This is a genomic window from Streptomyces sp. NPDC028289 (genome assembly GCF_055565975.1).
This window is the reverse complement of the sequence record NZ_JBVHTI010000002.1, coordinates 658,222-679,488: the sequence shown is the minus strand read 5'-3', so window position 1 is coordinate 679,488 and position 21,267 is coordinate 658,222. Positions and strand designations below refer to the sequence as shown.

At 69.5% G+C, this 21,267-nt stretch carries 17 protein-coding genes and 3 pseudogenes; 13 read left to right on the top strand and 7 right to left on the bottom strand.

Annotation, left to right across the window (positions count from 1 at the left end; genetic code table 11):
- A partial coding sequence (locus ACZ4UV_RS10990; RefSeq protein WP_467837415.1) for an amidohydrolase family protein occupies window positions 1-332 on the top strand: 332 nt, incomplete at its 5' end.
- The gene (locus ACZ4UV_RS10985; RefSeq protein WP_467837413.1) at window positions 329-1,570 is read left to right on the top strand and encodes a cytochrome P450 family protein; all 1,242 of its coding nucleotides are present in this window, start codon (window positions 329-331) and stop codon (window positions 1,568-1,570) included. The genes ACZ4UV_RS10990 and ACZ4UV_RS10985, both read left to right, overlap by 4 nt.
- Window positions 1,571-2,401: 831 nt before the next feature.
- Here the strand turns inward: ACZ4UV_RS10985 and ACZ4UV_RS10980 are convergent.
- From ACZ4UV_RS10980 to ACZ4UV_RS10965, 4 genes and pseudogenes are all read right to left on the bottom strand, one after another.
- On the bottom strand, window positions 2,402-2,887 hold the full coding sequence (locus tag ACZ4UV_RS10980; protein WP_467837926.1) for a transposase family protein: 486 nt from the start codon (window positions 2,885-2,887) through the stop codon (window positions 2,402-2,404).
- Window positions 2,888-3,137: 250 nt separating this feature from the next.
- Complete coding sequence (locus ACZ4UV_RS10975; protein WP_467837412.1) at window positions 3,138-3,938, bottom strand: NAD-dependent epimerase/dehydratase family protein; 801 nt, start codon at window positions 3,936-3,938, stop codon at window positions 3,138-3,140.
- A 133-nt stretch (window positions 3,939-4,071) separates the two neighbouring features.
- Window positions 4,072-4,428, bottom strand: a complete 357-nt coding sequence (locus ACZ4UV_RS10970) for a nuclear transport factor 2 family protein (protein ID WP_451021879.1) — start codon at window positions 4,426-4,428, stop codon at window positions 4,072-4,074.
- A gap of 51 nt (window positions 4,429-4,479) precedes the next feature.
- A pseudogene (locus ACZ4UV_RS10965) lies at window positions 4,480-4,677 on the bottom strand (IS256 family transposase); the annotation flags it as partial.
- A 56-nt stretch (window positions 4,678-4,733) separates the two neighbouring features.
- Between ACZ4UV_RS10965 and ACZ4UV_RS10960 the strand changes: the two are divergent.
- Window positions 4,734-5,390 (top strand): annotated as a pseudogene (locus tag ACZ4UV_RS10960) (IS110 family RNA-guided transposase); the annotation flags it as partial.
- A gap of 122 nt (window positions 5,391-5,512) precedes the next feature.
- Here ACZ4UV_RS10960 and ACZ4UV_RS10955 read toward each other — a convergent pair.
- Window positions 5,513-7,618 (bottom strand): ATP-binding SpoIIE family protein phosphatase, encoded by a 2,106-nt coding sequence (locus tag ACZ4UV_RS10955; protein WP_467837410.1) that lies wholly within the window; start codon window positions 7,616-7,618, stop codon window positions 5,513-5,515.
- Between the two features lie 743 nt (window positions 7,619-8,361).
- Here ACZ4UV_RS10955 and ACZ4UV_RS10950 point away from each other — a divergent pair.
- The 6 genes and pseudogenes from ACZ4UV_RS10950 to ACZ4UV_RS10925 all read left to right on the top strand — a co-directional run.
- On the top strand, window positions 8,362-8,580 hold the full coding sequence (locus tag ACZ4UV_RS10950) for a helix-turn-helix domain-containing protein (RefSeq protein WP_451022383.1): 219 nt from the start codon (window positions 8,362-8,364) through the stop codon (window positions 8,578-8,580).
- A gap of 106 nt (window positions 8,581-8,686) precedes the next feature.
- Window positions 8,687-9,088: an acyl-CoA dehydrogenase family protein gene (locus ACZ4UV_RS10945; RefSeq protein WP_467837408.1), complete on the top strand. Its 402-nt coding sequence runs from the start codon at window positions 8,687-8,689 to the stop codon at window positions 9,086-9,088.
- Window positions 9,070-9,888, top strand: coding sequence for an acyl-CoA dehydrogenase family protein (locus tag ACZ4UV_RS10940; RefSeq protein ID WP_467837406.1), 819 nt, complete (start codon window positions 9,070-9,072; stop codon window positions 9,886-9,888). The genes ACZ4UV_RS10945 and ACZ4UV_RS10940 overlap by 19 nt, the downstream gene beginning before the upstream one ends.
- A 74-nt stretch (window positions 9,889-9,962) precedes the next feature.
- Window positions 9,963-11,738 carry an FAD-dependent monooxygenase gene (locus tag ACZ4UV_RS10935; RefSeq protein WP_467837404.1) on the top strand — a complete coding sequence of 592 codons (1,776 nt, stop codon included), beginning with the start codon at window positions 9,963-9,965 and terminating at the stop codon, window positions 11,736-11,738.
- A gap of 518 nt (window positions 11,739-12,256) precedes the next feature.
- Complete coding sequence (locus ACZ4UV_RS10930; RefSeq protein ID WP_451022380.1) at window positions 12,257-12,781, top strand: flavin reductase family protein; 525 nt, start codon at window positions 12,257-12,259, stop codon at window positions 12,779-12,781.
- A 141-nt stretch (window positions 12,782-12,922) separates the two neighbouring features.
- Window positions 12,923-13,249, top strand: a pseudogene (locus ACZ4UV_RS10925) (NADPH-dependent FMN reductase); the annotation flags it as partial.
- Window positions 13,250-13,288: 39 nt separating this feature from the next.
- Here ACZ4UV_RS10925 and ACZ4UV_RS10920 read toward each other — a convergent pair.
- The gene (locus ACZ4UV_RS10920; RefSeq protein WP_467837402.1) at window positions 13,289-14,377 is read right to left on the bottom strand and encodes a maleylacetate reductase; all 1,089 of its coding nucleotides are present in this window, start codon (window positions 14,375-14,377) and stop codon (window positions 13,289-13,291) included.
- Complete coding sequence (locus ACZ4UV_RS10915; protein WP_467837400.1) at window positions 14,377-15,258, bottom strand: dioxygenase family protein; 882 nt, start codon at window positions 15,256-15,258, stop codon at window positions 14,377-14,379. The genes ACZ4UV_RS10920 and ACZ4UV_RS10915 overlap by 1 nt, the downstream gene beginning before the upstream one ends.
- Before the next feature lie 414 nt (window positions 15,259-15,672).
- On the opposite strand from ACZ4UV_RS10915, the gene ACZ4UV_RS10910 reads away from it, so the two are divergent.
- The 4 genes from ACZ4UV_RS10910 to ACZ4UV_RS10895 all read left to right on the top strand — a co-directional run bounded on the left by ACZ4UV_RS10910 (window position 15,673) and on the right by ACZ4UV_RS10895 (window position 21,231).
- Window positions 15,673-16,704, top strand: coding sequence for an AraC family transcriptional regulator (locus ACZ4UV_RS10910; RefSeq protein ID WP_467837398.1), 1,032 nt, complete (start codon window positions 15,673-15,675; stop codon window positions 16,702-16,704).
- Between the two features lie 415 nt (window positions 16,705-17,119).
- The gene (locus tag ACZ4UV_RS10905; RefSeq protein ID WP_467837396.1) at window positions 17,120-18,673 is read left to right on the top strand and encodes a streptophobe family protein; all 1,554 of its coding nucleotides are present in this window, start codon (window positions 17,120-17,122) and stop codon (window positions 18,671-18,673) included.
- A gap of 237 nt (window positions 18,674-18,910) precedes the next feature.
- A complete protein-coding gene (locus ACZ4UV_RS10900) occupies window positions 18,911-19,609 on the top strand; it encodes a response regulator transcription factor (protein ID WP_451017397.1) in 699 nt (232 codons plus the stop codon).
- A complete protein-coding gene (locus tag ACZ4UV_RS10895) occupies window positions 19,606-21,231 on the top strand; it encodes a sensor histidine kinase (protein WP_467837394.1) in 1,626 nt (541 codons plus the stop codon). The genes ACZ4UV_RS10900 and ACZ4UV_RS10895 overlap by 4 nt, the downstream gene beginning before the upstream one ends.
- Window positions 21,232-21,267 lie beyond the last annotated feature (36 nt).

Below are 21,267 nucleotides of genomic sequence, written 5' to 3'. Positions count from 1 at the left end.
GCCCCCGGCACTGGGCCGGGGGCGCGCCGCCCGCCGGCCGGCCCGAGGCTGCCTCGGCCATGTCGGCGGCCCAGGCACCGGCCGTCGACCCGGCCGCTGCGCTGCAGCGCATGTACGTCGACACGAGCCCGTGCAGTCCGGCGCATCTGAGCCTGAACGCGGAGGTGCTGGGGCCCGAGCGGATGTTGTTCGGTACCGACTCACCACCGTTGGCCGTGCCGCTGGAGGAGCAGATCCGCATGATCGAGAAGCTGCCGGTCGACCGGGCGTCGCAGCAGCTCGTCCTCGGTGGCAACGCCGAGGCCCTCTTCGACCTCAGGAGTCGTCCGTGACCACCACGCAAGAGGCCGTCACCGCGGCCGAACGCTGCACCCCGGAGTTCCGGCGGGACCCTCACACGGTCTACGCCAGGCTCCGCGACGCGGCCCCGGTCTGCCCCATGAGACCGCCGCACGGCAACGAGACGTACCTGATCACCCGGTACGAGGACGCGCGGGCCGCCCTGGCGGATCCGCGGTTGAGCAAGGACATGTACGGGGCCATGGACGCCTACCGGAGGATCTTCGGTGATTCGTCCGTCGCGCTGGACGACAACATGCTCAACTCCGACGGGCCCAAGCACACGCGGCTGCGCAGGCTGGTCAACTCCGCCTTCACCCCACGGCGGGTGGAGGCTCTGCGGCCGAAGATCCAGGACATCGTCCGGGGCCTGCTCGACGAGTGCCCGACCCGGGAGCCCTTCGACCTGTTGCCGGTCTTCGCGTTCCCGCTACCGGTCATCGTGACCTGCGATCTGCTCGGTGTACCGCCCCAGGAGCGGTCGCGGATGCAGAACCTGTCCTCCACGGTGGCTCAGAGCGGCTTCAGCGAGGAGGCCAAGCGGGTCCGGCAGCAGGCGGAGGAGGATCTGCACGCGTACTTCTCGGATCTCGTCGCCGCCAAGCGGAGGCGTCCGGGTGACGATCTCCTGAGCGCGCTCACCGCGGTCCGGGACGACGACGGCGGGCTGACCGAGAGCGAGCTGGTCTCCACGGCGTTCCTGCTGATGTTCGCGGGTCACAAGACGACCGCGTACCTGATCGGCAACGCCGTGCATCACCTCCTGTCCCATCCCGAACAGCTGCGCGCCGTGCGGGAGGACGGGGAGCTGATGCGTGCCGCGGTCGAGGAACTGGTGCGCTACGACGGCTCCGTGGAGAGCGCGACGTTCCGTTACGCGACCGAGGATGTGGAGTACAGCGGGACCCGGATTCCCAAGGGCGCCCTGGTCCAGGTCGCGATCAGTTCGGCCAACCGCGATCCGCTGAAGTTCGACGCCCCGGACGAGTTGAACGTGATGCGTCCGGGCAATGCGCAGGACGCGCATCTTGGGTTCGGGCACGGCAGTCACTACTGCCTGGGAGCCCCGCTGGCCCGGCTGGAGATGCAGCTGGCCCTGACCATCCTGTTCGACCGTTTCCCGAGGATGGCTTTGGCGGACCCCCGCGCCGAGACGCGGTGGCTGGAGGTTCCCTTCCCAGCCTTCCGCGGCCTCGCGGAGCTTCCGGTCGTGCTCGATCCCGTCGGGTGACCGACGCACAGGGGAAGGATTGATCTCGCTCGGCGCGAAGATCCGGAACGACGGTCCCCGGCAGCCCGCGCCGCGGCTGGTGCAGAGCTGGTCGCGAATCGAGCGGACCGCCGACGGGCACCCGCGGCGCTTCGGCACGCAGGTCGCGGCGTGCCGGCGCTCGAGAAGATCGCGGTGCCGGCGCAGGCTCGTGTCCGAACGCACCCACAACAGACGCAACGAGGACCGCGACCGCAAGGTCGAGGCCCTCGCTTCCGTGTCGTTATAGCGAGTGTCCGAGGGGCGAGTTGAACCAAAAGCCCAACCAGTCGTGCTGCGAACAGGCAACGGCCTTCCGCTCCGTCACCGTGATCATGGGTACTGACGTCGGCCTCCTTCCTGCTCGGCTTCGGCGACGTATGAGCCCTTGCTGTACGCCTCGGCGTCCCCGCCCTCGTCGCACCACTGGTGGCACCCGCGGTCGACCTCTCAGTCCTCGGCCTCCTCCTCGCCATCCGCTGTCTCGCATTGCACGGCGCGCCCTCCGAACAACTACGCCCGGCACGACGGTTGTTGATGTTGTCCAGCACGATGACCCTGGCTCTCAACATCACGGACCCACTCCTCTCCGGCCAGACCGGCAAAGCCGCCTTCGACGCAGTGGGCCCCGCCCTGCTCCAAGCGATGAATGGCGTGGCACAACAGGACGGCGCGCACCCGACGGCGACGCAGGGACCACCAGGCGAAGAAGCGGTGCACTATGAGCCACGACCCGAAACGGACCGCACATGACGCCCTCCTGGAAAGGGCCCGCCGAGAGGATGCCGAACACTGGGAACCACCGCTGTTCGATCATCCTGATGACTGTGGTGACGACCTCACGCCTGCCGACTGCGCGGTGCTCCTGCCCCGGCTACAGGCGATCGCCGACGAATGGGCACAGGACAGCGACGACGACCCGCTCCGCCACCAGCACATCGAGGACGCCCGCCAGTTGGCCGTCAACAGTCTGAGCAGCCGGGTTCGGCCCGCGGCCAGCCGCGGTCGGCGGCACAACCGTGCGGCCGGACGGCCGCCGAGTTCGATCGCGATCGACCGCAGCCACCTGGTCAGCCCGGTGCTGGAACGGCGGTGCCGCTCGGACAGGCCCGGTACTTGCTCGACGAACGTCTTGCGGGAACAGCTCTTCCGGTCACAGAAGTACCGGCGGACCCGCAGCCGGACCATTACTCTGCGCGACGCCAACGGCCTTTCGTCCAGGGTGCGTTGATACGAGCTGTGTATACGTCTCGCCTGTTTCCGGCAGTCCGGGCACCGGCCAGGGCGAGCGATGGACACCGCCTCCACTACAAGGACGTCGGTGGAGTCACTGACGCGTTCCACTCGCACATCCGTCCCAGGAAACAGCACAGCCTCGACGGTCTTGCTTGCCACGCCAGGAAACACTCTTCCGAAACGATCCCTCGTTCCTCTCGCTGACCTGGGGATTCACGGAACTGCGGACAGAGCCCTGAAAATCCCCACCCCTGCTCGTCGTTCCTCAAGGGCACGTGCTGCGAGCGCGAGTCGGGTGCGACGGCCGCATGCGTCAGGGCCAAAGGTGCTTGAGGGTGAACTCGGGCTCGGCATAGAGGCCGGCCTGGACTCCGGTCGGATCGGCTGGGAGAACCCCGGGGATGTCCGCAGCGCGGGCTTCGGCGTTGTCGACGGGGACATAGGCCAGTTCCGTCACGTCGGGGAGTTTCCAGAAGCGGCGGGTATTGGCGGAGACGGCGTACGCCGTGACGAAGCGGGTGGAGGACGGTGCGGTCAGGGCGGCCCGGATGTATCCGACGGCGTCGCGCGGGCTCAGCCAGGTCGCCAGGTGCCGGGGCTCGGTAGGCGTGGGCTCGAAGCTGCCAATGCGCAGGCAGATCACCGACAGACCGAACTTGTCGGCGTACAACTGCCCGAGGGCCTCGACGGCCACCTTGCTCACCCCGTAGAGGCCGTCAGGGCGTGCCGGCTCCTGTGGACCGGTGAGATGTCCGGCGGGGTAGAACCCGGTCACACGGTTGCTGCTCGCCAACACCACCCGCTCGATGCTCATGCGCCGCGCCGCCTCCAGGACGTGGTGCGTGCCCAGCACATTGGCTTCGAGCAGGTCCGGGAGAGGAGCCTCGTCGGGCACACCGCCCAAGTGGAGCACGCGGTCGGCTCCCGCGAGGGCCGATTCCACTGCGGCGGCGTCCCGCAGGTCCACCGTGTGCACGTCTTCGTTCTCGGCCTCCGGGCGGAGCGGTACGCGGTCGAGCAGGACCAGGCGTGCCGCCTCATGTCGCAGCGCCTCGCGCACCACGGAACCGATGGTGCCCGCCGCCCCTGTTACCGCCACTGTTCCCAGACTCACTGCGCTCCCCCTGTTTTTCGGCACTCCTTCCATCTTTGCGCCCGTTGATCCACTCATCAAGGCGGCGGGGAACTGAACGAGCAGGGCTGGGGACCCTCGGAGAGAAATCGTCAAGAGTTGTGGATCAGCAGCGTCAGGGAGTGCTCCGGCGGTAGGTCCACATCTCCGCCATCTGACCGTCGAGGAGTCGGATCAGCCAGATGAGATGGCTGTCGATCGTGCCTGGGCGACTTTCATGGCCGACGCCGCCGACCACGCACAGCAAATCGTCGGTGCCGAGGATCGTCTCGATGTGGAAACGGAGTCCTGGCCGGCTGACGTGGTTCTGCGCGACGGCGCGTTGAACGTCGGTGGGCCCGGTCACCTCTGGGTGTGCACGGTCGATCCAGTCCGGGCTCAGCACTTCCGGAGCAATCGAGGTGTCGCCCGTGTTCCACATCTGAAAGTACCGCTGCACGACGTGGTGGGAAGGGACCGCTTGCGCGTCCATCGTGTTCTCCTTGCTCCTGATGGGGACAGCAGGCGAGATGAACCGTAAAGATCACGCGGCTCGCGTGTCTGTCCGTTCGGCCAGGACGCCGTTCTCGAACCGGGCGCCGGAGCGGACCAGGGCAACGAGGTGGGCGCCGGTGATCGCGCGCCAGCGGGCCTGGGCGGACTCGATGAGCTTGAACACCATCGCAAGGGCCGCGGCCGGACTGCCGGCGCCGCGGGGGACCTAGGTGCGGAGCTTGACGGTGCGGGCGGCCGCCGACGGACCCGGGCGTCTCCGCCGGGCTGCGTCCGGACGACCAGGTGGCGCTGGAGGCCACCGGCAACGCGAGCGCGGTGGCGGTGCTGTTGGAGCCGCACGTGGCCCGGGTGGTGATCTCCAGTCCGGTCAAGACCCGGGCGATCGCTGAGGCGAAGGTCAAGACCGACAAGGTCGACGCCCGCATCCTGGCCCAGTTGCCGGCCGCTGACTTCCTGCCGGACCCCTGGCTGCCGGACGAACGGATCAGGATGCTGCGGCGCCTGTCGGCGCACCGGGCGCAACTGGTGCGCGGCCGGATCCGGGTGAAGAACCAGGTCCAGGCGGTGCTGCACCGCAACATGCTGCCGCTGCCGCCGGTGACCGATCTCTTCGGCACCCGCGGCCGGGCCTGGCTGGAGCATCAGACACTGCCGGCCGACAAGTGGCAGGCTCTGGGCGCCCTGTTGCGCCAGCTCGACTTCTACGGTGCCGAACTCGCCACGGTGGAACGGCGGTTGGCCGCCGAGGCATTGGACGACCCGGTCGTGCGGCATCTGATGACCATCCCCGGGGTGGACGCGATGACCGCGGTCACCGTGCTGGCTGCGGTCGGGGACTTCCACCGCTTCGGCAGCGCGGACAAGCTCGTGTCCTACCTCGGCCTGAACCCGCGGGTGCGCCAGTCCGGCGGGACACCCGCCCGCCACGGCCGGATCACGAAGGCCGGCTGCGGCAAGGCCGGCATCGTGACCTCATTCGCCGTCGTCGGGGGCTGCCTCTCATCGCAGGCGATCCGGGAGGCCGCCTGCCCAACGCTCCATACAGGAACTCGGGCCTGCGGTCACACCGCTGAAGCGGCATGCACCAGCCCAGGCTCACCAGAGGCATCCCCGCGCGGGATGTCCTGCTCTGTCCAGATGCACTTGCCGTCATCGAGATACCGGGCACCCCAGCGCTGGGACAGGGCTGCGACGAGTTGCAAGCCACGTCCGCCTTCGTCCGTGTAGGTGGCACGGCGCATGCGCGGGGTCGTGAGGCTGCCGTCGTAAACCTCGCAGGTCAGTGAGTGGCTGCGTATCAGGCGCAGGCGGATTGGGCCCTTGGCGTGCCGAACGACGTTACCGACCAGCTCGCTCACCAACAGCTCCGTGGCGGGTACAAGCTCATCCAAGCCCCACACGTCGAGGCGCTCCCGAACATACGCTCGGGCCAGCCCGGCCGCCTGAGGGCCCTCGGGGAGGCTGCAGGAGGCGACATCACCTGCAGCGGTGCACCGGGTGTGGACGATGAGCAGGCCGGCGTCGTCATTCGTCTGCCCAGGGTCGGGCAGCAGAGCCGAGACGACGGTGTCGCACAGATCTTCCAAGTGCCGAACGTCGCTGTCCTCGTCAGCGGGGTCGAAGTACGCGGTGTGGGCAGCGGCCTGCGACACGATCTGCCGGAGCTGAGCCAGCCCCTGATCAACATCCCGGGTGGGCGATTCGACGAGGCCGTCGGTGCACAGGACGATAAGGCTCCCGTCGGGCAGGTCCAGCCGGTGAGTGTCGAACGGCGGTTCAGCGGCTCCCAGCGGCGGGTCCGGACTCACGTCGGGGATGTGGACGGTGCCATCGGGGTGGACGACGACGGGCGGGGGGTGACCGGCCAGGGAGTAGGTGCACCTACCTGCGACGGGGTCGAAAACGGCATACAGGCAGGTGGCGTAGCTGTCCTCGCCGAGGTCGCTGACGAGGTCATTGAGATGGATAAAAAGCTCGTCAGGAGGCATTTCGAGGTCGGCGAGGGTGCGTACGGCGGTGCGCAGACGGCCCATCATCGCCGCTTCGGTGATGCCGTGCCCCATGACGTCGCCGATCACCAGGGCGACCCGGTCGGCGGACAGTGGAATCACGTCATACCAGTCACCACCCACATCTTCGTCCCTTCCTGCGGGCAGGTAGCGGGCGGCGGCGCTGGTGGCAGGCAGGCGAGGCAGCATCCTGGGCAGCAGACCGCGCTGCAGTTCCTGGGAACGGGCGTGCTCTACGTCGTACAGCCGGGCCCGCTCCAGCGCCTGGCCGACCAGACCACCGAGAGCCGTCAGCAAGGTGCGATCCTCGTCTCCGAAGGAACGTGGATGGCCGAAGGACACCGCGCACACACCCAAGACGCGTCCGGACACCATCAGGGGCAGGAACGCCCAGGCCTCCTTCGGTGCCAGCTCCCACAAGCCCCTCATCGTCGGGTATCGCTGCAAGAACTCCGCACCTGATTCGACGAACCGGGGAACACGGGTGCGCACTACGTCGAGCGCCGGGGCACTGGCGGAGACCGGAGTGTCCCTGACCGCTTCGAGGAACTCCTGTGGGTAGCCGATGCCGGCGACCACATGGACTCGCCCGCCCTCCAGCACCGTGAACATCAGCCCGTCGGCTCCGAACGGAGCCAGGACATGCTTCGCAAACACCTCCGCTACGTCCTGTGAGGTGACAGCCTCGGCCAGCGCGGCGGTCAGCTCCCCCATGCGGACGGAGCGCTCGGCTCCGGCCACTGGCCCCGGGCCCGCCGGTATGCCTGGTCCGCCGCCCAGGCGCCCAGCAGCCCACCCCGCCACCGCACGCAGGAAGGACCGTTGAACCTCACCCGGTTCATCAGCCCCTGCGGTGAGGACAGACAGCACTCCGACCGGCCCATCGGCCCCCAGGAGTGGCACTGCCGCCGTGCCAGCCGCCCCGACGCCCAGGCTGTCCCCGCCCACCCAGACGAAGTCGCCACCCCGCATGGCCCGCACGGGTGCCACGTCCTGCTCAGCGTGCAGATCTGCCCACGCTTCGGCGCTTAGTGGGGTGAGCCCGCTGAGCGACACCAGGCGCAGCCGACCGGCAGAGGGAACCCACCGGTGCATCAAGGCTCCCAGGCCACCAAGGCACACCGTCGCCTGCTGAAGCACGAGGGTCAGCGTCTCCATGGTCTCCTTGCCCGACGCTCCCTCGCGCCGCACCCCTTCGTCCCAGATCGCCGGGCAGCCGGACGCCACCGGCTGAGGCTGCTCCTCTGCGCGGTTATCCGGGCCAGCATCCTCAGGGGTCACCTCGGCTCCTGCTCACGAAGAAGTCCACCCGTACACAAATAAATGGTATGCGCCACCAAGAAAGCCGCCATGCCTGTCTTACCGGAACAGACGGCGACCTACGCAAACGATCGGGTGAGCAAGCGCAGACGGTTCGGGCTCGCAGCGCACGCAGCAGTCGCTCACCCTCGCCCCCGGGAGACGTCACCACCGGCACGTCGAGCATCGCCTGTGCATGCGTACGGAAGACCGCCCCCGCCGCGGCTCGTGCCGCATCGGTCAGTCGCCGCAGCGCGGCGTCGCACTTTCCGCGGGACGAGACGCAGCCGACCAACTCCGCGCGAGCGCCATCCGGGTCATGATCCTCGGCCGACACCCCGACCGGTCAACGACGCCTGGACCAAGCTCACCGACCAGCGGTGCGTCCAGGCCAGTAGCCGCTGCCGTGTTCACCGCACAACTCGGCGGGATCCACGTCGTCGCCTTCGGGGCGAACGGCGACCTGGCCCAAGCGGCGTAGCCGGGCTTACCGTGCCGCAGCCGACGGGACAGCAACACAGCGTGACCAATGCTACTCCGTGTTACTCATCGGTTGACCTGAGCACCCTCTGGATCATGCACCAAAGTACACAAGGGTTGCCTTGCTTAACACATGGTTCGGGATGTCCCCGATGAAGTACCTGCAGAACGTTCGTCTCGAAAGGGTGCATCGCGATCTCCTGAACGATGCGGGACCGGTCGGCGACCTCTGCACACGCTGGGGATTCACACACCTGGGGCGCTTCGCCGGCGCCTACCGCGAGCGGTACGGCGAGCCTCCGTCGCAGACCCGCCGTCGTAGCCGGTCGGCCCCGGTCTGACCAAACTTTCGCATCCCGGATCGTCCGCTTCGGAATCCGGATCGCACAGCATCGGCAGCCCGCTGAGACTGACGCAATCGACTGTCAACGCGGACAGGAGCTTCCGATGCCCGAGACACTCAGCCAGCCAGCCGGCCGCACGGCCACCGACGCCGACCTCGTCGCGAGGGCGACGGACCTGCGTGAACTGCTCCGCAAGGAGGCTGCCGTCGGGGACGAGCAGCGCAACATCACGGATACCGCCGTTGCCGCGCTGCGCGACGCGGGTATGTTCCGGCTCGGCACGCCCAGGCGGTGGGGCGGCCATCAGGCAGGCATGCGGACCACCCTCCAGGTACTCGCCGAACTCGGGCGGGGCGACGCGGCCGCCTCCTGGGTCACGATGATCTACGCGGTCACCAACCTCGCGGCGTCGTTGAACACCGACCGCGCGCAAGAGGAGATCTGGGGGACAATCCGGACGCGGCCGTCGCGGGCACCTCCAACTTCATGGGCAGCACGGCGGTGAGGGTCGACGGCGGCTACGTGGTCAAGGGGAAATGGCCGTTCAACTCCGGTTGTCCGCACGCCGGCTGGACGATGACGCCGTTCCCGATTTTCGCCGAGGACGGCAGCCTGGCGGGCGTCAGGTTCGGCCTCGTTCCCTACACGGATCTCACCATCGAGGACACCTGGCACATCGCGGGAATGCGTGGCACCGGAAGCAACACGGCAGTCGGTACGGACGTGTTCGTCCCCGACCACCGCATCATCGAATTCGACAGGATCGTGTCCGGGGGCTCGAGGTCCGAGCATCCGGAGGCACGGGAAATCCCGGGGTCCGTACAGATCGCGATGATCCTGGGACTCATGGGACCGTTGCTCGGAGCCGGTCAGGCCGCTGTCGACCTGGCCCGGGAAGCCATCGACAAGGGACGCCCGGTGGTCGGATCCCTTTATCAGAAGGCGGCGGAATCACCCAGTTACCAGCTCAACTACGCGACTGCCGTGTCGAGGTTGGACACCGCGTTTCTGCACGTCCTCCGTGCCGCTGACGATGTGGATCGGTCGGTGGGAACAGAGCCGCCCGACGACGTGACCCGGGGCAGGGTCCGCATGGACATCGCGGTCGCACTGCAGAGTCTCCGCGAAGCCGTGACGCTGTCCATGAGCATCGGCGGCGTCGGAAGTTTCGCGACCGTGAATCCGGCCAACCAGGTATGGCGGGACTTCGAAACAGGCGCGCGGCACGCCATCTTGAACCCCGGCATCGGAGCCGAAACCTACGCCCGGGCACTTCTGGGCCTCGAGCCCATCGCCGTCTTCTGAACAGAACTTCCCGACTCTGATGCGGACTATCCACCCGCCCACGTCGGCGGTGCTCAATGAGGAGCGATGAAAAGATGGCGATGAAGCAGGTGCCGCAAGCGGGCGACGTCGTCCACACGGACGTCCTGGTCGTCGGCGCCGGACCCGCGGGACTGACCGCGGCCGCGTTTCTGGCCGAGTACGGCGTCGACGCGATCACGGTGACCAAGTACCCGTCGACCGCACCCACCCCTCGCGCTCACATCACCAACCAGCGGACCGTGGAGGTGCTGCGCGACCTGGGCATCGAGGACCGGGTCCGCGAGATCGCCATGCCCGCCGCCCTCATGGGCACCAACGTGTGGGCGACCTCGTTCGCGGGCGTCGAACTGGCACGCATGATGACCTGGGGCGAAGGCCTGGACCGCCGCAGTGAGTACGCGGCGGCGAGCCCGTGCGACATGTGCAACGCGCCCCAGAACGTACTGGAACCCGTGATCCTGGCCGCGGCGCGGGAACGCAAGGCCGACATCCGGTTCAACACGGAACTCATCGACATCAAGCAGGACGACGAGCGGGTGCGGGCCACTCTGCGGCGCCGCGACGATGGTGCGGAATACACCGTCGAAGCCCGCTACGTGATCGGTGCCGACGGCGGGAACAGCACCGTCGCTCGCGTTCTCGACTTCGCCATGGAGGGCGAGGCCGGTATCGGCTCCGCCTTCACGGTGTGGATCGAGGCGGACCTGAGCCGTTTCGCCAAGCACCGTCCCGGCGCCCTGTTCTGGGTCTCGCCCCCCGGCACCAACGTGCTGTGGAGCCCGTGGACGACCATCGTGCCCCACACGGAGTGGATGGCCCTGTTCCTGATGCACGACCTGCTGCCCGCCGACACCTCGGACGAGGCGGTCGCCGAGATCGTCCGGGCCGGAATCGGGGATCCCGACGTCGAATTCAAGATCAAGCACATCGGGCAGTGGCAGGTCAACCATGTGGTGGCCGAGCGGTACCGCAAAGGCCGGGTCTTCCTGGCCGGCGACGCGGCGCACCGTCATCCGCCGTCCAACGGACTCGGCAGCAACACCTCGATCCAGGACTCCTACAACCTGGCCTGGAAACTGGCCCTCGTGCTGCGCGGAGACGCCGGTGAGGAGCTGCTCGACAGCTACCACGACGAGCGCAAGCCGGTGGGACGTCAGGTGATCGACCGGGCGATCAAGAGCCTCGCCGAACTCCAGCCGTTGAGCGAGACGATCGGCCTGGCCTACGGGCAGACCCCCGAGCAGGGCTGGGCGATCGTCGACGAGCTCTTCGCCCCGGGCGAAGCCGGGGCGGCCCGCCGAGCCAAACTGCTGGACGCGGTGCAGCTGGTCAATTACCAGCTGAACGCCCACGGCGTGGAGCTGGGGCAGCGGTACACGTCCACCGCCGTCGCCGACGACGGCACACCGTTCCCCGAGTACACGCGAGACCCCGAGCTCCACTATCACCCGACGACGCATCCCGGCGCCCACCTGCCCCACGTCTGGCTCCAGCACGGCACCGAGTACGTCTCGACCCTCGACCTCGTCGGGCACGGACGGTTCACCGTGCTCACCGGCGTCGACGGAGCGGCCTGGACCGAGGCCGCGGCGGCCGACTCGCGCGAAACCGGTCTCACCATCGAAGCGCGGACGATCGGAATGCGCGCCGAGTACGACGACGTGCTCGGGGAGTGGACCAGGATCCGGGAGTTCGACGACGACGGATGCCTCCTGGTCCGCCCGGACCGCCATGTGGCGTGGCGCTCCCGTAACTCGGTCGACGACCCGGTGGAGACGCTCCGTGGCGTCCTCGCCTCCGTGCTGGGGACGCCTCCTGCCGACGACTGAGAGAACCAACGGCCCGGTCCGGTGACTCACCTGCGCCAGTGGCATCGGTTGCAGGGCTGTTGAACCAGCCGGACGAGGCCACCGCCTATGCCCGCCACATGGTCGGGGGCCGCTGTGACGGGCGCTGGTCGCCCAGATGCCTTTCACCTCGGGCGGGCCACCCCAGGTGAAGGGCATCTCTCTCGTAACGCACATACCTGGTAGAGCCGACGGCGCGGCTCCGCGAGCGCAACGACGTGGTCTTCGCCGGGCTGAACCACAGGACGGGGTACCGCGGCACGACGAACACGCTGCCGAAGTTCGGCGAGGGCAGCTACCAGCCCGATGTTCCACAGGACGAACAAGGCGCGGATCGGCGTCGGAGCAGGGGCGATGGATTCTGCCGCCCCGTCAGGGCCCGGAACAAACACATTGTTTCGTCGATGCCGACTGGAGACCCGCCGATGTCAGAAACAACTGATCGCGATCAGACACGGGAGCACATTGCGTTGATCGACGATGCCTCTCTGGAGCCGGGGTTGTCGGCCGACGCTTTCCGCGAGGCGTTCCGCAACCACGCGGGCGGGGTCGCGGTCGTGACCGCGGACGCCGGCCGGGGCCCGGTCGCCTTGACCGCGACGTCGGTGATATCGGTGAGCGCGACGCCACCGCTCCTCGTCTTCTCGGTGGCGGCCCTCTCTTCGGCGACGCCGACGATCCTGGAGTCGTCGTCCGTAGTGGTGCACCTGCTCGGGGCCGGTCAGGTCGGCCTGGCCCGGCTCTGTGCGACGAGCGGAGCGGACCGCTTCGCGGACACCGGTGCCTGGGCCCGGCTGGCGACCGGCGAGCCGTACTTCGTCGCTGCCCCGGTACGCATCCGTGGCAGCATCGCCGCCACCTTCGCAGCGGGAGCTTCGATCCTCGTCGTCGTCAACGCCACCCACGCGTACTACGCGCCGGCGGACGCCGCCGCCCGGGACGACGCGTCGCGGCCGCTGGTGTATCACAACCGGACTTGGCATCAGTTGAGCGAGCAGTCCCAGTTGGTGTCGGGCACGCAGTAGCGCGGTCGCATCCCGAATCCCCCGGCCATCCAGCCGGAGCCGAAGGCGGCAGATCGCTGGACCGCGCAACTGGAAATGTTCGGCCGCGCGCTCTGAGACCGTCACACCCACACCCTTGACCGAAGGAGCGGAGAGCTTCCCGTGACAAAGCTGGAGATCATTATCGCGAGCACGAGGCCGGGCCGGATCGGCCTCACCATCGGTGAGTGGTTCGAGACCCATGCCAAGGAGCACGGCGGGTTCGACGAGATCGAGTTGGTCGACCTGGCCGAGGTGAACCTGCCGTTCATGAACGAACCGCACCACCCGCGCCTGGGCCAGTACACCCACCAGCACACCCGTGACTGGAGCGCCAAGGTCGCGGAGGCGGACGCCTTCGTGTTCGTGATGCCCGAGTACAACTTCGGCTACAACGCCGAACTGAAGAACGCCATCGACTACCTGCACCGCGAGTGGCAGTACAAGCCACCTGTGAACCGAAGGAGTCGGCATCCGACGGTTGAGCACCTACGCGGTCGGCGTGCCGCTCGCCGGCGGCCCTCCGGCCCAGGCGGCACGCAGGAGGTGGCCGAGGCCTTCCGCGGTCACCATGCGAGGGTTGGCATAGGGGTTGGCCAGCGCGACCTGGACGATCCGGTCGATGTCGTCCTCGGCCATGCCGAGTTCGCGCAGGGACCTCGGGGCGCCGAGCCGGCCCGCGAGATCCCACAGGTACGTGGCCGGGTCGGCGGAGGTGCCCAGAGCGCGGCCGAGCGCGGCCACCGCCTTGGGTGCCGCGACCTGGTTGTAGGCGAGGGCGTGCGGGAGGACCACGGTGTGGGTGGCGGCGTGGGGCAGGTCGAGGGTGCCGCCGAGGGCGTGGCAGAGCTTGTGGTGCAGGGACATGGTGGTGGCCCCGAGGCAGGCACCGCACAGCCAGGCGCCGTACTGGGCACGGGCGCGGGTGTCGAGGTCGGCGCCGTCGGCGACGACGCCCGGGAGCGCGGCGGCCAGCGCCCGTACACCTTCCTCGGCCATCAGGTCGATGACCGGGGAGGCGTCCGGCGCGTACAGGGCCTCGACCGCGTGCGCGATCGCATTGATGCCGCTGGCCACGGAGACGGCGGGGGGCAGGTTCACGGTGAGCGCGGGGTCGTACAGCACCGAGACCGGCAGGACGCGTGGATCGCGGCCGGTGCGCTTGACGCCGTTCTCCGTCAGACCCCACACGGGCGTCATCTCGGAGCCGGCGTACGTCGTCGGGACGGCGATGACCGGCAGGCCGTACCGCAGGGCGACGATCTTCCCGAGGCCGATCGCCGAACCGCCGCCGACGGCGACGCAGCCGTCCGCGTTCACCTCTTTCGCACGTCGTTGGGCCTCGGCCGCCGACTCGGCGGGCACGTGCATCCGGGCGTGGGGGTGGATGTCCACAGCGCGCGGGCCGATGAGGCCGGCGACGGTCGCGGCGAGCTCCCGCTGTCCGGGTGAGCACAGGACCATGACCCGCTTGAGGCCGACGTGGTCGATCTCGTCGGCGAGCCGGTCGAGTGCGCCGGTGCGCAGCACCACGCGCATCGGGAGCGCCTGGTAGCTGAAGTCGAGCGGGGTGTTCATCACCGGGCGTCCTTGTCCGTCTCGGGGTCGACGGTGATGTCGAACTCGGCCAGGCGGAACGGAGCGGTGACCCGGTACTCGAGGGCCTTCTCCTCGTCGTCGACCTGTGGAAAGTCGACGACCAGGCTCTCCTTCACGGCGAAGACGGCGTCCGAGTCCAGGTAGGGGCCGTCGGCGACGAAGATGTGTGTCGTCAGCGTTCGGTGACCGTCGGCCTCGACGATGAAGTGGATGTGCGCCGGGCGGTAGGGGTGCCGCCCGGTGGCGCCGAGCAGCACTCCCACCGGGCCGTCGGTCGGAATGGGGTAGTGGCTCGGCACGACCGTGCGCAACCACACGCGGCCTTCGTCGTCGGTCCTGAACAGTCCGCGTCCGTTGCCCAGCGGCTGGACGTCGGGCTGCTGCACGTCGTAGAAGCCGTCCTCGGTGCACTGCCAGACATCGACGCTCGCTCCGGCCAGTGGGCCGCCGTCCGCCGATGTGACGCGGAGCGAGACGACACAGGGTGTTCCGGTGCCCATGAGGTCGATGTTGTCGCCGCTCTCGCGCTTGGGGGACTCCACGACGTGGAAAGGACCCAGGACCGTGCTCTCGGTGCCGCCGCCCTGCTCGTTCACCGTCTCGACCAGCATGGAGACACCCAGCACGTCGGAGAGCAGGATGAACTCCTGGCGGGTGGGATCGCATTTCTGCCCGACGGCCGTGAGGTAGTCCACCGCGTACTCCCACTCCTGGATCGTGGGGCGCAGCTCACGGACGTAACCGTGCAGATGGCGGACGAGCCCTTGGAGCAGTTCACGCAGGCGCCGGTCCGGGGTGTCACGGAAACTGTCCACGGCGGCGGCCGTGATGGCCTTCGTCGCCTCGCCGGTTCCGGGCATGACATACCTCCAGTGGTGGCGCGTTCCTCGACCGGGGTCGCGGCCCCGATGTGCGTCTGCTGCCGTTCGCCGACGAGCGTCCGCACGGGCGAACGGTCCCGCCAAGCGCCGAAGGTGCGGAGGCCAGGATGCGAGGCAAACGCTTCTCCGCACGCCGGGCGGTGCCGGGCGAACGGGCTGAGGGAAACGCTAGGGGGCCGTGGCCGGGGGCGATATCCGCAAAGCGCGACCGCCGCCCGAATCGCGCGACGCGTTCCGGACGGCCGGTCCGGGGAGCGGCCAGGAGGGCTCAGGAAGACCTCGCGTCCACCGCCTGTGTGACGAGGCTCGCACCAGTCCGATGACCTGGCGTGATCTGCGGGAACCCGTGGGTCGGCCCTTGTTGCGCAGGCTGGGCGCGGATAACAATGGCGCATGGGCCGCTCCCTCTTGGCGAGCCACGTGCTGTGCCGCGACTCGGGCTTCGAGGACTTCCGCGAACGCCTCAACGACCTGTTCTACCCGGCCGAGGTCACTCCGCTGTCGGGCCCCGAGGGCCCCGGCGGCGAACTCCGCGGCACACGCACCGAGCACATCACCGTCGGCCTGATGACCTTCGGTCAGCGCACGCGCGTCGATCCCGGGCGGACGCCGTCGCACTACCACGTCAACGTCGTCCTGCGAGGGGCCATCGAAGCGGCCACCGGACGCCAGGAGATGGTGGCCACCGCCGGAGACGCGATGGTCTTCACACCGACACAGCAGCACCGGCTGCTGAGCTGCGACCACGGCGAGCAACACCTGGGAATCAAGATCGACCGAAGTCTCGTCGAAGCCGAACTCGAGGCTCTCCTGGGCCGCACGCTGCAGGCTCCACTGGAATTCGCGTTCGACTTCGATCTGACGTCCGCGCCGGGGCGTAGCTGGCGCAGCACCCTGGACCTGTTGCTTGCGGAGTCCGACAGCACCGGCGGGCTCATCGGCCGACGCCCGGTCCAGCAGCACTTCGAGCGCCTCCTCGTCAGCGGCCTGCTGCTGGCCCAGACGCACAACTACACGGAAGCGCTGCTGCGTCCGCAGCCTCCCGCCTACCCGCGGACGGTACGCAAGGCCGTCGACCTGATCGAGGCCCACCCCGAGGCCCCGTTCACCATCGGGGACCTGGCCCGGGCGGCAGGCGTCAGTGCCCGACGTCTCCAGGAAGGATTCAGGGAGCACCTCGGGGTGACCCCGCTGACGTACCTGCGTAACGTCCGCCTGGATCGTGTTCACGCCGACCTTCTCACGGGTGCCACCGGAGTCACCGAAGCGGCCGGGCGGTGGGGCTTCACCCACCTGAGCCGGTTCTCCGCCGCCTATCGCCGGCGCTTCGGTGCCGCGCCCTCCCAGACACTGGCAGGGTCCGGCGGTCGGGACCTCGGCGAGCGGGGGAACCGCGGGTTCAGCGGCGAGCGGATGCCGACCTAAGCGGGTCCGGCGAAGTCCGGTGCGGTTCGGCAGCGCCCCGAAGGGGCGCTGGGGGTACCCCCGGCCGAAGGCTGGGGGAGGAACTGCGCGACCAGCCACGACGGCGCCGCAGTCGGCAGACGGCACATCGCGGCACTTCCAGCGGAGCGCTTAGTCGGCCACCGCGCTCACCCGAGGGATCTCCACGCGGCTGCGGAGGAGAACTCTGGGAACTTTCTGAGAAAGGGGCGGCACGTCGGTCGTGGGCGCTGCGTTACCTGCGTCGCTCTCTCACCGGCTCTCAGAAACCTCCCAGAACCTCTCGGGAACGTCGTACCCGGAACCGCCAGTGTGTGCGGGTCCCCTCACACGCGGCGCCGTGGTCCCCCGCTCGGCGCCGCGTGTTCCCCCGCGAGCGAAGCGGAGTGTTTCCCCCATGGCTGCCATCACGCCCCGCCCCCGGACCATGCCTGGTCCCAGCCCCTCGCCCGGTACGGATCCGCGGCCCCCACGCCGCACCGTGCCGGTCCGGTTGATCGGCCCGTGGCAGAACGCTCTGGAAGGCGCGGCGGCCGCGCTCTGCGCAGTGGTCGCCATGGCGGCCGTGTCCGCGCTGGCGCTGGCCTTGTTGGACGCGGGATCGTTCGGATCGCTGTGGTCGCTTTCGATGGCCCTGACCGCCATGGCCGTCGGCGGCTCGGTGAGCGCGGGTTCGGATGTCTCCGCGGACACCGGGTCGATGGGCGGCCTGGCGTCCCTGTTCGGCGGTGGCGGCGGCATGGGACCGTCGATGAGCGGCGCGGTCGATGCCGTACCGCTCGGCGTCACGCTGGTCGGCGCCCTCGTCCTGTGGATCGCGTTCTCCCGGCGGCTGCGTCAGGGGCAGCAGCGGCGGTTCACCGCCGGTGAACTGGCCGTTCGGGTGGCCGGAGCGGGATCCACGGCGCTGGTGACCTTCATGATCGTGGCCGGCCTGGCAGGAGGATCGGCCAGCATGCCCGCGTCGGCGATGACCGGGATGGGAGGAGCCGGCGGCGACCGGTCTGCCGGGGGATTCGGTGGCGGTGGTGGCCTGGGTGATCTCATGGGCGGTGGGAGCGGTGGTGGCCTGGGTGACCTCATCGGCGGTGGCGGTACGGGGGCACAGCCGGCGTTGTCGTACCACGTGAGCGCGGGATCGACGGGCCTTGGCGCGGTGCTGTGGGTGGCCGTCGTGCTCGGTGCGGGTTGCCTGATCAGCCGCCGGGTGCGGCTTCCGGTGGGCGGTGCGCTGGACGGGCTGCGCGCCGGCTGGGGCCCGAGCCTCTCGGCCGTCGTCCGCACTGCCCTCGTGCTGGCAGCCGTTCCGCTGGTGGCCCTGACAGTCGTCGGGGCGGTGGCCGGTGGCCGGGCCGGCTCGGCGGCGGGTGCCGTCCTGCTGGTCGCCCCGAACGCCCTGGCGGTGTTCCTGACGCTCGGCGTCGGTTCCTCGTGGACGGCCGCGGTGCACCCGGTGCAGAGCGACGGCGGCAGCAACCCGCTCGCCGCTCTCATGGGCGGCATGGGTGGTGCGGGTGGGATGGGCGGTGGTCAGCAGCCCGACCGTACCGAGCGCCTGAGGGCCCTGTCGACGGGCGGATGGCCGCTGTGGCTCGCGGCCCTCGCGGTGACCTGCCTGATCCTGCTCGCCTGCGCCTACCGGGCGGCCCGGGCCACGCACCCCGGCCGGGGCCGCCCCTTGCTTCCCTATCGGGGCCCGCTGTCCGGGCACCTCGCCATGGCTGAGCGGTTCGGCGTCGTCACGGCGGTCGTCCTGGGCCTGGCGGCCTGGCTGGTGGGGGCGTCCGGGAACTTCGGCGTCAGCATGTTCGGCAGCCAGATGGGGGGAATGGAGGCCGAGCTGAGCGGCAGCGTGCTGCGGACGGTTGTGTTCGGGCTGCTCGTCGGGGGCCTGGCCGGGTTCGCCGGGAGCCTGCTGTCGGCGGTGCGCGGTTTCCGTGGGCCGCGGTGACAGGGGGTCTTACGTGTGGTGCCAGGGGGCCTTACGTGGTGATGACAGCCTGCTTTCGTATCCTGCCGGGCAGGATCCCGCCCGCCGCGGGGTGCGTACCTTCTGCCGTGTCCGCGTGCCCGGCGGGGCCGGGAGCGTTTCCCGGTCGCCTGGAGGCCTCTTTTGACCCCTGCTGAGCGCTCTGCCCCACCTGGCACCGGCCTCGTAGGCCAGCCCCGCGCAGCGGCCTCGACCGGCGTGAATCTGCTGGTCGTCGACGACGAGCCCACCGTGCGGGAACTGCTGTGCGCGGCCCTGCGGCACGCCGGTTTCACCGTCGCCGCCGCCGGCACCGGCCAGGAGGCCCTGGACCGGGCGGAGGAGGTCTCGCCCGATCTCGTCCTGCTGGACGTCATGCTTCCCGACCTCGACGGCTTCGAGGTGATCCGCCGACTGCGTGAGCGGTACGGGTCGGCCGCGGCGCCTCGCACCGGCCACATCCCGGTCGTGTTTCTCACCGCCCGCGACGCGACCCAGGACAAGATCGAGGGCCTGGTTCTGGGCGGCGACGACTACGTCACCAAGCCGTTCGACCTCCAGGAGCTGATCGCGCGCATCCGTGCCGTGTTGCGCCGCACCAGCGGCGACCCCACCGCGCTGCTGCGCGTGGCCGACCTGGAACTCGACCCGGACGGCGTCCAGGTGGCCCGCGCGGGCGAGCCGCTGCGTCTGTCGCCCACCGAGTTCCGGCTGCTGCACTACCTGATGGCCAACGCCGGGCGCACGGTCTCGAAGCCGCAGATCCTCCACCGGGTGTGGGACTACGACTTCAACGGCGACACCGGCATCGTCGACACCTACATCAGCTACCTGCGCCGCAAGATCGACAACGGTGGTCCGAAGCTCATCCACACCGTGCACGGCGTGGGTTACGTGCTGCGCGGAGCGAAGACGTGACCCGGCCGGGTCGCGTTCGTGCGCTGTGGGTGCGCGGGTCCCTGCGCAGCCGGGTGCTGCTCTTGTGCGTCGTCCTGCTGGCCGCCGGCTTCACGGCGTTCGCCCTGGTCACCGGAAACGCCCTGCGCGGCTATATGGAGAACCGGGTCGACGCCCAACTCCGCGCCGCCGCGCAGGTACTCGCCGTACTGCCGCCCACGGTGGCGGAGAACGGAGCCGACCGGAAGTCACCGGCGAACTTCGCCGACTTCGGTACGGAGGTCCTCGGCAATCCCGTCATCACGTATGTCACCGCGGCCGGCACGGTCGAGAGCAGCATCGACTCCTTCGCAGGGGCGAACCGGACGAACAGCGCTCATGGTCCGGCACTCCCCCGGCTGGACACGGCCGCGGTCGAGGCCCACGGCGGCTACCCCTTCACCGTCGACAGCACGAAGGGCGACGCACGCTGGCGGGTGATCGCTGTGCCCAGAGTCGCGCGTGCCGCACTGCCGGGGACGACGGTGACGAGCCCTGCGGCCTCCGGCAGTGTGGTCGTGGCCATGTCGATGGACCAGGTGGACGGCACGGTGGGCCGCATGTGGCAGAACTACCGGACCACCGGCTTCGCCCTGCTCCTCGTCCTGGCCGTGGCGGGCTGGTTCGCGGTCCGCTCCGGGCTGCGTCCGCTGTCCCGCGTCGAGCAGACCGCCGCCGAGATCGCGGCCGGTGACCTGTCCCGCAGAGTCCCCGAACTAGCTGGGCCAAGAACGGAGTTGGGGCGTCTGGCCGCCGCGCTGAACAGCATGCTGGGACAGTTGGAGACCGCGTTCGCCGCGCGCGCCGAGTCCGAGGCGCGGATGAGCCGGTTCGTAGCCGACGCCAGCCACGAGTTGCGCACCCCGCTCGCCGGTATCAAGGGCCTGACCGACCTGCACCGCATGGGCGCCCTTCCCGCACGCGAGGACGTCGACGGCACGATGGACCGCATCGCCCGCGAGTCCGAACGCCTCACCCGTCTCGTCGAGGACATGCTCCAGCTGGCCCGCCTCGACGAACACGCGTTGAAGACCACGGGAAGCCCCACCCGTTCGCACGCGCCCGGCATCCCACCGGACCTCGACCTCACCCCCACCGACCTGCGCACCCTCGCCGCCGACGCCCTGCACGACGTACGCGCCCTGGACCCGGCCCGCACCGTCACGCTCACCGGACCGGCCGGCGACGGCCCGCCCGCCCCCGCACCGGCCCTCGCCGACGAGGCCCGGCTGCGCCAGGTCGTCACCAACCTGGTCGGCAACGCCGTCACCCACACCCCACCCGGCACTCCCCTCCGGATCGGCGTCGGTAGGGTCGGCGACCACGCCGTCCTGGAGATCGCCGACCAGGGACCAGGTCTCACCCTGGAGCAGAGCGGCCGTATCTTCGAACGCTTCTACCGCGCCGACACCTCACGCAACCGTGCCACCGGCGGCGCCGGCCTCGGCCTGTCCATCGTCCACTCCCTGATCACCGCTCACGGCGGACGCATCGAGGTCGAATCGGCCCCCGGCGAAGGCGCCACCTTCCGGATTCTGCTCTCTCGGCTCACAGATCAGCCGACGCCGGCAAGCCCGCCGGAACCAGCGGTTCGCCGGCAGTGACCGACGGCTGCGCAGACCCGTACCAGGTGCACGGTC